Source organism: Pseudomonas sp. TE6288 (assembly GCF_054062095.1).
In genome coordinates this window covers 43256-56794 of sequence record NZ_JBSSEW010000023.1, presented here as the reverse complement: position 1 = coordinate 56794, position 13539 = coordinate 43256, and the positions used below count along the sequence as shown (strand labels likewise).

The window sequence follows — 13539 nt, the reverse complement described above, 5'->3', positions numbered from 1 at the left end:
GAGTGCCTCGGGTCAACAAAGTGTTAAGGGACCGTAATTCAGTTGCTGACCTGTTGGTCGCTTATACGAATGGCGGCGTCTGCTTTATAGTGCTGTCACCTGGGTTTGTCGTGGCACCCTGGCCGAGGCCTGTGGTCCAAACCCTGAACCGTTCGTGACTGATTAAGGACAATGCCATGCTGGATTGGAAAAACCGCGAGGCCAAGGCCGAGCCCCGCGAGCGGGTCGAAACCCGCGGCGCCGCTACCCGTAGCTACGTTGGCGGCCTCTGGAGCCGTGCCCTGGGCACCCTGATCGGCCTCTACCTGCTGGTGTGCATCGGCCTGGGCTGGTACTGGAGCCAGGAGCCCGAGCTGTTCCCGGTGCAGCAGAACGCCCAGGCCGCCGCCGAGCGCAACGGCCAGCAGATGGTGGTCGGCTATACCACCATCGAAACCCTCAAGACCGTCGCCGGCACCCTGCTCGACAAGCCGGGGGGCTACATCTCCAACGACCGCTTCCCGCCTGGGCTGTGGATGGACAACATGCCGAGCTGGGAATACGGCGTGCTGGTCCAGGTGCGTGACCTGTCCCGCGCCTTGCGCAAGGACTTCGCCCGTTCGCAGTCGCAATCGACCGAGGATGCCGACCTGGCCAAGGCCGAGCCGCGCTTCAACTTCGACAACAAGAGCTGGATCCTGCCGTCGAGCGAGTCGGAGTTCGAAGAGGGCATCAAGTCGCTGAACCGCTACCAGGTGCGCCTGGCCAAGGGCGACCAGGGCGCGATCTTCTACACCCGCGCCGACAACCTGAACAACTGGCTGGGCGACGTCGCCACCCGCCTGGGCTCGCTGTCGCAGCGCCTGTCGGCCAGTGTCGGCCGGGTCAAGCTCAACAACACCCTGAAGACCGAGTCCGTGGCCCCGGGTCAGGCGCCGCAGGTCGACGAGGAAGTGGTCGAGACCCCATGGCTGCAGATCGACAACGTGTTCTACGAAGCCCGTGGCCAGGCCTGGGCGCTGTCGCACCTGCTGCGCGCCATCGAGGTCGATTTCGCCGACGTGCTGGCGAAGAAGAACGCCACGGTCAGCGTGCGGCAGATCATCCGCGAGCTGGAAGCCTCGCAGGAAGCGCTGTGGAGCCCGATGGTGCTCAACGGCAGCGGTTTCGGCATGTGGGCCAACCACTCGCTGGTGATGGCCAACTACATCTCCCGGGCCAACGCCGCGGTCATCGACCTGCGCCAACTGCTGTCCCAGGGCTGAGATGCCGGTCAATCCTGCCGAGGTCGCGCACCGCGCGGCCTCCGACGCCGAGCTGGTGGCCTGGGTCGATGAGCATGACCAATTGCTCGGCGCCCTGCCACGGGCCGAATTGCGTGAGCGTGGCCTGATCGGGCGCTGTACCTTCATCCTGCTGTTCAACAGCGCGGGCGACCTGTGCGTGCACCGGCGGACCCTGAGCAAAGCGCTCTATCCTGGTTACTGGGATGTGGCGGCGGGGGGAATGGTCGGGGTGCAGGAGTCCTATGCCGAATCGGCGGCCCGGGAGCTGGCGGAGGAACTGGGGGTGAGCGGCGTCGAGCTGCGCTTCCACGAGACGTTCTACTTCGAGCAGCCGGGCAACCGCCTGTGGGGCGCGGTGTTTTCCGCGGTATGGGACGGGGCGTTGCGCCTGCAGCCCGAGGAGGTCAGCGAGGCGCGGTTCATCAGTGTAGAGCAGGCCCTGGCGGAAAGTGCGACGCTGCCGTATTGCCCGGACTCGCTGGTGGCGCTGCAGCGCTATCAGGTTGCCCTGCGATGAGGTCGCAAAACATTTGTAAAATGGCGCAATCCTGTACTTAGCAACAGGCAGATTTATCGTTACACTGCGCGCCCTTTTCGGGCTGCCGCACAACCTTGCGGCAGTAGCGCCGCCCCTGCCAGAGTGGGGCATCGCGGTCGGCTCCCGCCGACCAGTTTTTTGTCCTCGGCACAGAGGAACAAAAGTGGCCAAGAAAGCTTCTTCCTTTTCCGCCCTGGGCGGTCTCGTCTTTTCCACCGATGCCGGTCGGCACTGTCCCGACTGCAGCAAACCGGTGGACGACTGTATCTGCAAGCAGCAGGTCATCCCCGAGGGGGATGGCATTGCCCGCGTGCGCCGTGAAAGCAAAGGCCGTGGCGGCAAGACGGTGACCACCATCACGGGCGTCCCCCTGGCCCTGGAACCGCTCAAGGAGCTCGCCAGCACGCTCAAGCGTCGCTGCGGCACCGGTGGCGCGCTCAAGGATGGGGTCATTGAAATCCAGGGCGATCACGTCGAGCTGTTGCTCGCCGAGCTGATCAAGCAGGGTTTCAAGGCGAAGAAATCCGGCGGCTGAGTGCAGCCGCGCGATTTTTTGCCCAGCGCTTTCTAAACTCGTTCCCGTGGGCAGGGTCTATGCCTGACACGGAAGAATCGTCATTTTCAGTATTTACACTGCCAGCGCCCCGAGGTGGGGCAGTGTTTCGACTTTTCATACAGGGGACTTGAATGTCCGTACGACGCACACGCAAAGACGATGGTAGCCAGTGGACCGTGGCCGACAGCCGCAGTGTTTATGGCATCCGCCATTGGGGCGCAGGTTATTTCGCCATCAATGACGCCGGGCGCGTCGAAGTGCGCCCCAACGGCCCGGACAGCGCGCCGATCGACCTCTTCGAACAGGTCCAGGAACTGCGCCAGAGCGGCCTGTCGCTGCCGCTGCTGGTGCGTTTCCCCGACATCCTGCAGGACCGCGTGCGCCAGCTGACCGGCGCCTTCGATGCCAACATCGCGCGTCTGGAGTACCAGAGCCAGTACACCGCGCTGTACCCGATCAAGGTCAACCAGCAGGAAGCGGTGGTCGAGAACATCATCGCCACCCAGAACGTCTCCATCGGCCTGGAAGCCGGCTCCAAGCCCGAGCTGCTGGCGGTGCTGGCGCTGGCGCCGAAGGGCGGCACCATCGTCTGCAACGGCTACAAGGATCGCGAATTCATCCGCCTGGCGCTGATGGGCCAGAAGCTCGGCCACAACGTGTTCATCGTGATCGAGAAAGAGTCCGAGGTCGCCCTGGTGATCGAGGAGGCCGCGGAGCTCAAGGTCAAGCCACAGGTCGGCCTGCGCGTGCGCCTGTCGTCGCTGGCGTCGAGCAAGTGGGCCGACACCGGCGGCGAGAAATCCAAGTTCGGCCTGTCCGCCGCCCAACTGATCTCGGTGGTGCAGCGTTTCCGTGACGCCGGGCTCGACCAGGGCATCCGCCTGCTGCACTTCCACATGGGCTCGCAGATCGCCAACCTGGCCGACTACCAGCACGGCTTCAAGGAAGCCATCCGCTACTACGGCGAATTGCGCGCCCTGGGCCTGCCGGTCGATCACATCGATGTCGGTGGCGGCCTGGGCGTCGACTACGACGGCACCCACTCGCGCAACGCCAGCTCGATCAACTACGACATGGACGACTACGCCGGCGTGGTGGTCGGGATGCTCAAGGAGTTCTGCGACGCGCAGGGCCTGCCGCACCCGCACATCTTCTCCGAGAGTGGCCGCTCGCTCACCGCGCACCACGCCATGCTGGTGATCCAGGTGACCGACGTCGAGAGCCACAACGACGAAGTGCCGACCATCGAAAACAAGGAAAGCCTGCCCGAGACCGTGCAGTGGCTGGCCGACCTGCTCGGCCCGACCGATATCGAGATGGTCACCGAGACCTACTGGCGCGCCACCCACTACATGGGCGACGTGGCCGCGCAGTACGCCGACGGCAAGCTGACCCTGGCCGAGAAGGCCCTGGCCGAGCAGTGCTACTTCGCCGTGTGCCGTCGCCTGCACAACTCGCTCAAGGCCCGCCAGCGCTCGCACCGCCAGGTGCTGGACGAACTCAACGACAAGCTGGCCGACAAGTACATCTGCAACTTCTCGGTGTTCCAGAGCCTGCCGGACACCTGGGCCATCGGCCAGGTACTGCCGATCATCCCGCTGCACCGCCTGGACGAAGAGCCGCTGCGCCGTGCCGTGCTGCAGGACCTGACCTGTGACTCCGACGGCAAGATCAACCAGTACGTCGACGAGCAGAGCATCGAGACCAGCATGCCGGTGCACGCGGTCAAGGAAGGCGAGGACTACCTGCTCGGCGTGTTCCTGGTCGGCGCCTACCAGGAGATCCTCGGCGACATGCACAACCTGTTCGGTGACACCGACTCGGTGAACATCTACCAGAACGCCGATGGCAGCGTGTACCACGCCGGTATCGAGACCCACGACACCATCGAGGACATGCTGCGCTACGTGCACCTGTCGCCGGAGGAGTTGATGACCCACTACCGCGACAAGGTCGCCAGCGCCAGGATCACCGCCCGCGAGCGTACCCAGTACCTCGACGCGCTGCGCCTGGGGCTGACCCGCTCCTCGTACCTGTCGTCCTGATCGTACTGGGCCGCCGCGCGGCCCTTTGGCATGGTGCCGCCGCGCGGCCCTCTGGCACACGGCTGCCGCCACGGTTGATCACCTGTGGCGGCAGCCTTCAGGCTTTGTTGCCCAAGTGTTCGACAAGCAAGGCGGCGTAGCCAGGCAACGCGCTGAAGTCCCGCGAGCACAGCAGCAAGCTGCGCTTCGCCCAGGCCTCCTGCAAGGCGACCCAGCGCAGCGGCAAGCTGTGCTCCCAGCGTCGCACCGAGGTCAGCGGGACCACGGCCACCCCCGCGCCACCTCCGACCATCCTGATCACCCCATCGAATCCTTCGGCGCGAACGCGTACCTGCATCCGTCTTCCCAGGCGCAGGGCCTGCTCTTCGAGATGCAGCGCCAGGGCGCTGTCGGCACCCAGCCCCACATACCCATGGCCAAGGCTGGCGTTGAAGTCTGCCCGGTCGCTGGCGGCCAGCGGGTGCTCGCGCGGCATCACCAGCACTAGCGGATCGTCGCGAAACGGTCGTGTCTGCAGGGTTACGCAGGGCGCGGCATTCGAGACGATGCCCAGGTCCGCCATGCCCTGGCTGATCGCCTGGACGATATGCAGGCTGGGCAGTTCCTGGATATCCACGCTCACCCCCGGGTGCTCGGCCAGGTAGCCGGCCAGCAGCTCCGGCAGGTACTCGGTCAGCGCCGCCGTGTTGCACAGCAGGCGCACCTGGCCGTGCAGGCCCTGGGCATAGTGCCCGAGGTCGAATTGCAGGCGCTCGACCTGCTGCGCGATCAGCCGCGCATGCTGCAGCAGGGCTTGGCCGGCGGGCGTGGGCAGCACGCCGCGGCGGTTGCGTTCGAGCAAGGGTATGCCCAGCGAGGCTTCCATGGCGCGAATGCGCGCACTGGCGGCCGGCAGCGAGAGGTGGCTGCGCCGGGCGCCAGCGGTGATGTTGCCGCTTTCGAGGGTGTGCTGGAACAGCTTGAGGTCGATCAGGTCGAAATGCATCTGCCTCTGTCCTGGCAAGAGTCTGCCTGAGTATATGGCAGATTTTCAGCGTGCTGGCCGCACGGCAGGATGGCGGTCATGAATACCTTCCTGGCGTTTTATCAGAACATCGGTCCGGCGCTGTCATTGCTGGTGATCCTGACCTTCTTCCTGGCCGGCGCGGTCAAGGGCGTCATCGGCCTCGGTTTGCCGACCGTCGCCATGGGCTTGCTTGGCCTGGCTATGCCCCCGGCACAGGCAGCGGCGCTGCTGATCGTGCCATCGACCTTGACCAACCTCTGGCAGCTGGCGGCCGGCGGCCATCTGTTCGCGCTGCTGCGCCGCCTCGGCGGGATGCTGGCGATGATCTTTATCGGCACCCTGCTGGGCAGCGCCTGGCTGGGAATCGACAGCGGTCCGTGGGCGGCCCATGGCCTGGGCGCCGCGTTGCTGGTCTATGCCCTCTATGGGCTGGTCGGCCCAGGGCTGCGCGTGGCCCCGGCCAGGGAGCCCTGGCTGGGGCCGCTCTGCGGGTTGCTCACCGGTGTGGTGACGGCCGCCACCGGCGTGTTCGTCATGCCCGCGGTGCCCTACCTGCAGGGCCTGGGCCTGAGCCGCGACGAGCTGGTCCAGGCGCTGGGCCTGTCGTTCACTGTCTCGACCCTGGCCCTGGCGGTCGGCCTGGCCGGGCAGGATGCCCTGGGTGGCCAAGCCCTGGGGGCTTCACTGCTGGTGTTGGCGCCGGCGTTGCTGGGCATGTTCGCCGGCCAGTGGCTGCGCGGACGGATCGGCGCAGCGCTGTTCAAGCGCTGCTTCTTCATCGGCCTTGCGCTGCTGGGCGGGCACCTGCTGGTCAACGGCTAGCGGACGAAGCGCTGAGCATGTCGATCATCTGGATGTCGAAATCGCGCTCCAGGTAATCCATGCGTTTATCGAAGAATGCACGCATATGCGGCAGTGCCGAATGCACGTCCAGCGCGTCCTTGCTGGCCCACACCTCGAAAAACACGAACAGGCTCGGGTCTGCCTTGTCGCGCAGCATGTGGTACTCGATGCAGCCCGGTTCCTGGCGGCTCGGCTCCACGTAAGGACGGAACAGTTGTTCGAAGGCCTCGGCCTGCTCCGGGCGGGTCTTGGCTTTGAGGATGAAGGCGTATTGCTCGGTCATGGGAAACGCTCTGTAAGGGGAGTGAGCAAATTCTAAATCAACAATATGTTTACCATTCGTGATTTGCAGGCAAAAGAATTTTGCCCAGCCCTGGCTGTTTCCCCGGCGCCCGGTTGCCTAACCTGCCGGCAACTTCACTTACAGGGCTGACCCTCCCATGAAAAAGATTCTCCTGCTCAACGGCGGTAAACGCTTCGCCCATTCCGAAGGCCGTCTCAACCAGACCTTGCACGATGCCGCACTGGCCCATCTGGACCGCGCCGGTTTCGATGTGCGGGAAACCTTTATCGACGGCGACTACGACGTCCAGGCCGAGGTAGAGAAATTCCTCTGGGCGGATGTGGTGATCTACCAGATGCCCGGTTGGTGGATGGGCGCGCCATGGACCGTGAAGAAGTACATCGACGATGTGTTCACCGCCGGCCACGGCAGCCTGTACGCCAACGATGGCCGTACCCGCTCCGACGCCTCGCAGAAGTACGGCAGCGGCGGCCTGGTGCAGGGCAAGCAATACATGCTGTCGCTGACCTGGAACGCGCCGCAGCAGGCGTTCGACGACCCCAGCGATTTCTTCGAGGGCAAGGGCGTGGACGCGGTGTACTTCCCGTTCCACAAGGCCAACCAGTTCCTCGGCATGAGCGGGTTGCCGACCTTCCTCGCCGTCGATGTGATGAAGCGGCCGGATGTGCCGGCGGCGCTGGCGGCTTATGAGCAGCATCTGGACCAGGTGTTTGGCAGGGCTCAATGACAGCGCGGCTCCAACTGTCTTGGTGTTCCTGCACGGGCCTCTCGCCGGCAAGCCGGCTCCCACAAGATGGCGCATGGCTCAAGGCTGAAGCGCACGGTGTGGGAGCCGGCTTGCCGGCGAAAGGGGCGCGTAGCGGCCCCTTGCGCGGTTGCTGCCCAACCGCTATGAATCACGGCATCCACCTGCCAAGGCCATCCGCGTGAAAACCCGATCCGAAGAACTCCAGGTATTTGTCGCCGTCATCGACAGCGGCTCGATCTCCGCCGCCGCGGAGCAGATCGGCCAGACGCCCTCCGCAGTCAGCCGCACCCTGTCGCGCCTGGAGGGCAAGCTCGGCACCACGCTGGTCAACCGCACCACGCGGCGCATGGACCTGACCGAGGAAGGGCGCTTCTTCCTGGAGCGCGCTCGGGCGATCCTCGAGCAGATGGACGACATGGAAGAGCGCCTGTCGCTGAACCGCCAGACCCCGACCGGGCGCCTGCGCATCAACGCCGCCGCGCCGTTCATGCTGCACGCGATCCTGCCGTGGATCGGCGAGTTCCGTCAGCAGTACCCCGGCATCGAGCTGGAGCTGAACACCGACGACCTGATCATCGACCTGCTGGAGCAGAGCACCGACGTGGCCATCCGCATCGGCGAACTGGCCGACTCCAGCCTGCACGCCCGTTCGCTCGGCTGCAGCCCGGTGCAGGTGCTTGCCAGCCCCGACTACCTGGCCCGGCATGGCACGCCGCAGCGGGTCGAGGACCTCGAGGCCCATTGCCTGCTCGGCTTCAGCTCCCTCGAGTCGCTCAACCAGTGGCCACTGCGCCATGCCCAGGGTGACCGCTGGGCGATCCGCCCGCAGCTGGTCGCCTCGAGCGGCGAGACCCTGCGCCAGCTGGCCATCGCCGGCGAGGGCATCGTCAGCCTGTCGCACTTCATGACCCACGAGGACATCCGCGCCGGCCGCCTGAACGTGATCCTCGCCGAGCACAACAATGGCTATCGCCAGCCGATCCACGCGGTCTACTACCGCAACACCCAGCTGGCCCTGCGCATCCAGTGCTTCCTCGATTTCATCCAGAAAAAGCTGGCGGTCTACGCCTGCTGAGTTGCCTGAACGCGACAGGGTCTGCCCGTCGGCGGCGCGAAACGACCGGGGTGTTTGCTTAGTTACAGGGCTTCGGCCTTAATGACTGATCAACAAAAACAACACCAAGGAAGTGCGCATGCGTATTGTCATGTTCCAGCCCCTGGCCCTCGGGGCCGCGATCCTGAGCTGCTCCTCCGCCTTTGCCGTGACGCTGGAAGGCGGCGCGGTGGCCGCGCCTGATCAATATGGCGCACAGGTGGCCGCCGACATCCTCAAGAAGGGCGGCAACGCGGTGGACGCCGCCGTCGCCACCGCCTTCACCCTGGCCGTGACCTACCCCGAGGCCGGCAACATCGGCGGCGGTGGCTTCATGACCCTGTTCGTCGACGGCAAACCCTACTTCCTCGACTACCGCGAAGTGGCGCCCAAGGCCGCGACCAAGACCATGTACCTGGACGACAAGGGCGAGGTGATCGAGAACCTCAGCCTGGTCGGCGTGCGCGCCGCCGGTGTGCCGGGCACGGTGATGGGGTTGTGGGAGGCGCACCAGAAGTTCGGCAAGCTCGAGTGGAGCGAGCTGCTGACCCCGGCCATCGGCTATGCGAAGAACGGTTTCAAGATTGCCCAGAAGCAATACCAGTACCGTGACGACGCCCAGGGCCTGTTCAAGACCGCGACCAATTTCAACGACTACTTCGGCAGCATGAAGGTCGGCGAGCTGTTCAAGCAGCCAGAGCTGGCGCAGACCCTCGAGCGCATTGCCGACAAGGGCGTCAGCGAGTTCTACCAGGGCAAGACCGCCGACTTGCTGGTGGCGCAGATGCAGGCCGACAAGGGCTTGATCAGCAAGGACGACCTCAAGGACTACAAGGCCGTGTGGCGTGACCCGATCGCCATCAGCTGGCGCGGCAACGTGGTCTACACCGCGCCGCCGCCAAGCTCCGGCGGCGTCGCCCTGGCCCAGCTGCTGGGCATCAAGGAAGACCGCGCGGCGGACTTCAAGGGCGTCGAGCACAACTCGGCCAAGTACATCCACCTGCTGGCCGAGATCGAGAAGCGCGTGTTCGCCGACCGCGCCGACTATCTCGGCGATCCGGCCTTCACCAAGGTCCCGGTCGACCAGCTGGTGGCCAAGGATTACCTGGCCAAGCGTGCCGCCCAGGTCAACCCGAACGCGATTTCCGCAACCGACCAGGTCAAGCCGGGGCTGGAGCCGCACCAGACCACGCACTTCTCCATCGTCGACAAACAAGGCAACGCGGTGAGCAACACCTACACCCTCAACCTCGACTACGGCAGCGGCGTGGTGGTCAAGGGCGCGGGCTTCCTGCTCAACGACGAGATGGACGACTTCAGCGCCAAGCCGGGCGCGGCCAACGCCTTTGGCGTGGTCGGCGGCGACGCCAATGCCATCGCGCCGGGCAAGCGCATGCTCTCGTCGATGAGCCCGAGCCTGGTGGCGCGTGACGGCAAGGTGGTGCTGGTGCTGGGCACCCCGGGCGGTTCGCGGATCTTCACCTCGATCTTCCAGGTGATGAACAACCTGTACGACTTCGGCATGCCGCTGGAGAAGGCCGTGGCGGCGCAGCGCGTGCATCACCAGTTGCTGCCCAAGGACACCATCTACTTCGACAGCTATGCGCCGCTCAAGGGGCAGGTGGCTGATGACCTGAAGAAGATGGGCTACGTGCTGGAGGACCAGGGCTGGGAGATGGGCGACATCCAGGCGATCCGGGTGACCGGCGAGAAGCTGGAGACGGCGTCTGATCCGCGTGGGCGTGGGGTGGGGATGATCGTCAAGTAACAGCAGTCGGGGCTGCTGTGCAGCCCATCGCCGGCAAGCCGGCTCCCACAGGGATAGCGCTTGACTTGAAGGCAGCGCGGTCGGTGTGGGAGCAGCTGTCTTGTGTTCTTTGAAGTGGCCTCATCGCCGGCAAGCCGGCTCTCACAGGGATGGCGCTTGGTTTAAAGGCAGCGCGGTCGGTGTGGGAGCCGGCTTGCCGGCGATGGGCCGCGCAGCGGCCCCGTTGTTACCTATGTCAGACGCGGAACTGGCTGACCAGGGTCTGCAGGTGGCCACCCAGGCGCGCCAGCTCGACGCTGGAGGCGGCGGTCTCGTCGCTGGCCGCGGCGGTCTGTTCCGACACGTCGCGCACGTTGAGGATGCTGCGGCTGATCTCTTCGGCCACGGCGCTCTGCTGCTCGGCGGCGGCGGCGATCTGCTGGTTCATCGACTGGATGTTCGACACCGTACGGGTGATGCTCTCCAGCGAACCACCGGCCTTGCGTGCCAGCTCGACACTGCTGTCGGTCAGGTTGCGGCTGCCGTTCATCACCTCGGCGACCTGCTGGGTGCCGTGCTGCAGGCTGGCGATCAGGCCTTCGATTTCCTCGGTGGACTGCTGGGTGCGCTGGGCCAGGCCACGCACCTCGTCGGCGACCACGGCGAAACCACGCCCGGCCTCGCCGGCACGGGCCGCCTCGATGGCGGCGTTGAGCGCCAGCAGGTTGGTCTGCTCGGCGACCGACTTGATCACGTCCATGACGCTGCCGATCTTCTGGCTTTCCTGCTGCAGCAGGGTCATGGCCTCGGTGGAACGGTGCACTTCGTGGGCCAGGCGCTCGATCTGGCTGATCGCTTCACCCACTACCTTGTCGCCAACACGGGCTTCGTCGTCGGCGTTGGTCGCGGCATGGGAGGCTTGTTCGGCGTTGCGCGCGACTTCCTGCACGGTGGCGGCCATTTCGTGCATGGCGGTGGCCACCTGGTCGGTCTCGACCTTCTGGCTGTTGGCGCCGGCGCTGGTCTGCTCGGTCACCGCCGACAGCTCCTCGGCGGCGCTGGCGATCTGGGTCACGCCGTCGCGGATGCCGGTGATCAGGTCACGCAGGGTGGTGCCCATGCGTGCGATGCCTTGCTGCAGGGCACCCAGTTCGTCGCGGCGGGTGACGCGCAGTTGCTGGGTGAGGTCGCCGCTGGCGATGCGGTTGACCACGTCCATGGTCTCGCGCAGCGGGCGGGTGATCTGGCGGGTGATGATGAACGCGGCGAGCACGCCGACCAGCAGCGCCAGCAGGGTGGCGGAAGTCTGCAGGCTGCGGGCCTGGACGCTTTCGGCGTCACGGCGCTCGATCTGGATCTTGTACAGCTCGTCGCTGCGCTTGACGATGTCGGCGCCCTGCACGGTCATTTCAGCACGGGCCACGCCAATGGCGGCAGTGGCGTCGCGGAACTGACGCACGGCGTCGCGGTAGGCGAGCACGGCGCTTTCGAATTGCTGGATGCGCGAGGCTTCGGCTGGCAGCTGGCGCTTGAGGCTGTCGATTTCATTGAGGGCGTTTTCCAGCTGGCGCACGGCAGCCTGCTCGGCTTCGCTGGTCAGGTCGGCGATGTAGCTGCGCACGTCCAGGCGGACCTGCACCAGCTGCTGCTTGGCCTTGCTGATCAGCAGGTATTGAGCCAGGCGGCTGGCATCGCTTTCGCTGCTGGACAGCACGGCGCCGCTGATCGCTTCGATGGCGTCGTTGGCGCGGGCCGCGGCCTGGTTCATCGAGTCGCGGGCGGCGAGGGTGGTCTTGTAGCCCTGGCGCATCTTCTCCAGCGAAACCCGGTACTCGCTGATGCTCTGGCCCTGCTCGCGCAGCAGCTTGAGGTTCTCGGGGCTCTTGAAGGTGTTGACCAGGTGCTGCTGCTGGCTGCCGAAGGCGTCGAGCTTGGCCTGGACGTTGGCTGCCGAGGCGTCGTCGCCGTTGGTCAGCATCCACTGCAGGCGGGCCACGCGCAGGTTGGTCAAGTCACTGTTGAGCTGGGTGATGTCGCTCATCCAGTTGCTGCGGTCGATGAGGCTGCCCAGGCTGTTCCAGCCGGTCAGGGCCAGCAGGCCGGTCAGGACCAGGACCAGGCCGAAGCCCAGGCCGAGTTTGAGGTTGACGCTGATATTGGCGAACCAACTGTTCATGCACGCTCTCCCAGAGAATGATTTCGCTCACTTGATCTCAAAAGCTGGGCGTTGTTGTTGTCAGATAGCCCGCAGATTTGTGTAGGACTTATCGGCAAAGAGGGGAGAAGCTGAAACGCTTTTTCAGCAAATTTGTAACTTGTTGAATACGTTTATGTTTTTGACGTTGTCATTCGCGGGTGAGCCGGCTCCACGGCAGGAGCCAGCTCGCCGCCGATGGCGATTTCAGAGGTTACGCGCGCTGAACGTGTCGCACTGGTTCAGGTCGCCGCTGGAAAACCCGGCCTTGAACCAGCGCACGCGCTGCTGCGAGGTGCCATGGGTGAACGAGTCGGGCACCACGCGGCCCTGGCCCTGCTGTTGCAGCCGATCGTCACCGATGGCGTTGGCGGCATTCAATGCCTCCTCGACGTCTCCCGGCTCCAGCCAGTTCAGGCGTTTCTGCGCCTGGTAGGCCCAGACCCCGGCCAGGCAGTCGGCCTGCAGCTCCTGGCGCACCAGCAGGCCATTGTCGCCCTCCATGCGCTGGCCATTGCGCCGTGCGGCGTCGACCTTGGCCGAGACGCCGAGCAGGGTTTGCACGTGGTGGCCGATCTCGTGGGCGATGACATAGGCCTGGGCGAAGTCGCCGGCGGCCTTGAAGCGGGTTTCCATTTCGCGGAAGAAGGTCATGTCCAGGTACACGCGCTGGTCGCCGGGGCAATAGAACGGCCCGACCGCCGAGGAGGCGAAGCCGCAGGCGGAGTTGACCTGGCCGCTGAACAGCACCAGCTTGGGGTCGCGGTACTGTTTGCCGGCCTGGGCGAACAGCGCCTTCCAGGTGTCCTCGGTGTCGCCGAGGACCGAGGCGACGAACTCGGCCTGCTCGTCGTTGGCCGGCGGTGCCTTGCCGTCGACGTTGGCCGGGGCGGTCTGTTGCTGTTCCATCTGCCCGGCCAGCTGGCCGAGGATCTGCAGCGGGTCTTGCCCGGTGAGCCAGCCAATGCCCACGATCAGCAGGATGGCGCCGAGCCCAAGGCCCTTGCCGCCGCCGAAACGCATGCCGCCGCCACCCCCTGCGCCGCGGGCATCGACCACGTTGTCGCTGCGTCGGCCTTTTCGCCATTCCATGTAGAGCTCTCCGGTTGCTGAAACATGAAGTCCAAGATTAGTTCAGCGCTGACCGAGGTGTATCCCCCGTCGCTGATGCATAACCAAATGGTTATGCCATGGACCGCT

At 65.3% G+C, this 13539-nt stretch carries 12 protein-coding genes and 1 pseudogene; 8 read left to right on the top strand and 5 right to left on the bottom strand.

The features are described 5' to 3' along the window. Positions 1-176 precede the first annotated feature (176 nt). The 4 genes from ACVWY1_RS22000 (at position 177) to speA (ending at position 4404) form a co-directional block, all read left to right on the top strand. The gene (locus ACVWY1_RS22000) at positions 177-1244 is read left to right on the top strand and encodes a DUF2333 family protein (protein ID WP_102684474.1); all 1068 of its coding nucleotides are present in this window, start codon (positions 177-179) and stop codon (positions 1242-1244) included. Position 1245: 1 nt separating this feature from the next. After that, a complete protein-coding gene (locus ACVWY1_RS21995) occupies positions 1246-1782 on the top strand; it encodes an NUDIX hydrolase (protein WP_102684473.1) in 537 nt (178 codons plus the stop codon). Positions 1783-1966: 184 nt separating this feature from the next. Then, positions 1967-2338: a translation initiation factor Sui1 gene (locus ACVWY1_RS21990; RefSeq protein ID WP_023631654.1), complete on the top strand. Its 372-nt coding sequence runs from the start codon at positions 1967-1969 to the stop codon at positions 2336-2338. Positions 2339-2490: 152 nt separating this feature from the next. After that, positions 2491-4404: an arginine decarboxylase gene (speA, locus tag ACVWY1_RS21985; RefSeq protein WP_023631655.1), complete on the top strand. Its 1914-nt coding sequence runs from the start codon at positions 2491-2493 to the stop codon at positions 4402-4404. Between the two features lie 97 nt (positions 4405-4501). Here the strand turns inward: speA and ACVWY1_RS21980 are convergent, their stop codons facing one another. Continuing rightward, positions 4502-5389: a LysR substrate-binding domain-containing protein gene (locus ACVWY1_RS21980; RefSeq protein ID WP_457378756.1), complete on the bottom strand. Its 888-nt coding sequence runs from the start codon at positions 5387-5389 to the stop codon at positions 4502-4504. 78 nt (positions 5390-5467) lie between these two features. Between ACVWY1_RS21980 and ACVWY1_RS21975 the strand changes: the two genes are divergently transcribed. After that, the gene (locus ACVWY1_RS21975; protein ID WP_110703727.1) at positions 5468-6232 is read left to right on the top strand and encodes a sulfite exporter TauE/SafE family protein; all 765 of its coding nucleotides are present in this window, start codon (positions 5468-5470) and stop codon (positions 6230-6232) included. On the opposite strand, the gene ACVWY1_RS21970 is transcribed toward ACVWY1_RS21975, so the two are convergent. After that, positions 6222-6536: a putative quinol monooxygenase gene (locus tag ACVWY1_RS21970; protein ID WP_457378755.1), complete on the bottom strand. Its 315-nt coding sequence runs from the start codon at positions 6534-6536 to the stop codon at positions 6222-6224. The two genes, ACVWY1_RS21975 and ACVWY1_RS21970, sit on opposite strands and share 11 nt — an antisense overlap. Positions 6537-6693: 157 nt before the next feature. On the opposite strand from ACVWY1_RS21970, the gene ACVWY1_RS21965 reads away from it, so the two are divergent. The 3 genes from ACVWY1_RS21965 to ggt all read left to right on the top strand — a co-directional run bounded on the left by ACVWY1_RS21965 (position 6694) and on the right by ggt (position 10166). Then, entirely contained in the window at positions 6694-7284 is a 591-nt protein-coding gene (locus tag ACVWY1_RS21965) for an NAD(P)H-dependent oxidoreductase (protein ID WP_457378754.1), read from the top strand. 199 nt (positions 7285-7483) lie between these two features. Next, positions 7484-8380: a LysR family transcriptional regulator gene (locus tag ACVWY1_RS21960; protein ID WP_046854125.1), complete on the top strand. Its 897-nt coding sequence runs from the start codon at positions 7484-7486 to the stop codon at positions 8378-8380. A gap of 118 nt (positions 8381-8498) precedes the next feature. Beyond that, on the top strand, positions 8499-10166 hold the full coding sequence (gene ggt / locus ACVWY1_RS21955; RefSeq protein WP_139668418.1) for a gamma-glutamyltransferase: 1668 nt from the start codon (positions 8499-8501) through the stop codon (positions 10164-10166). A gap of 235 nt (positions 10167-10401) precedes the next feature. Here ggt and ACVWY1_RS21950 read toward each other — a convergent pair whose 3' ends face one another. The 3 genes and pseudogenes from ACVWY1_RS21950 to ypfJ form a co-directional block, all read right to left on the bottom strand. Then, positions 10402-11106 (bottom strand): methyl-accepting chemotaxis protein, encoded by a 705-nt coding sequence (locus ACVWY1_RS21950; protein WP_371918342.1) that lies wholly within the window; start codon positions 11104-11106, stop codon positions 10402-10404. A 198-nt stretch (positions 11107-11304) separates the two neighbouring features. After that, positions 11305-12186: pseudogene (locus ACVWY1_RS21945) on the bottom strand (methyl-accepting chemotaxis protein); the annotation flags it as partial. A gap of 360 nt (positions 12187-12546) precedes the next feature. Continuing rightward, entirely contained in the window at positions 12547-13431 is an 885-nt protein-coding gene (gene ypfJ / locus ACVWY1_RS21940) for a KPN_02809 family neutral zinc metallopeptidase (RefSeq protein WP_457378753.1), read from the bottom strand. Between the last annotated feature and the right edge of the window lie 108 nt (positions 13432-13539).

Coding starts and splice junctions, on each gene's coding strand:
- ggt (WP_139668418.1), top strand. CDS start 8,499: ATGCGTATTGTCATGTTCCAGCCCCTGGCCCTCGGGGCCGCGATCCTG.
- ACVWY1_RS21950 (WP_371918342.1), bottom strand. CDS start 11,106: ATGGCCGCCACCGTGCAGGAAGTCGCGCGCAACGCCGAACAAGCCTCC.
- ypfJ (WP_457378753.1), bottom strand. CDS start 13,431: ATGGAATGGCGAAAAGGCCGACGCAGCGACAACGTGGTCGATGCCCGC.
- ACVWY1_RS21965 (WP_457378754.1), top strand. CDS start 6,694: ATGAAAAAGATTCTCCTGCTCAACGGCGGTAAACGCTTCGCCCATTCC.
- ACVWY1_RS21980 (WP_457378756.1), bottom strand. CDS start 5,389: ATGCATTTCGACCTGATCGACCTCAAGCTGTTCCAGCACACCCTCGAA.
- ACVWY1_RS21970 (WP_457378755.1), bottom strand. CDS start 6,536: ATGACCGAGCAATACGCCTTCATCCTCAAAGCCAAGACCCGCCCGGAG.
- ACVWY1_RS21975 (WP_110703727.1), top strand. CDS start 5,468: ATGAATACCTTCCTGGCGTTTTATCAGAACATCGGTCCGGCGCTGTCA.
- speA (WP_023631655.1), top strand. CDS start 2,491: ATGTCCGTACGACGCACACGCAAAGACGATGGTAGCCAGTGGACCGTG.
- ACVWY1_RS21995 (WP_102684473.1), top strand. CDS start 1,246: ATGCCGGTCAATCCTGCCGAGGTCGCGCACCGCGCGGCCTCCGACGCC.
- ACVWY1_RS22000 (WP_102684474.1), top strand. CDS start 177: ATGCTGGATTGGAAAAACCGCGAGGCCAAGGCCGAGCCCCGCGAGCGG.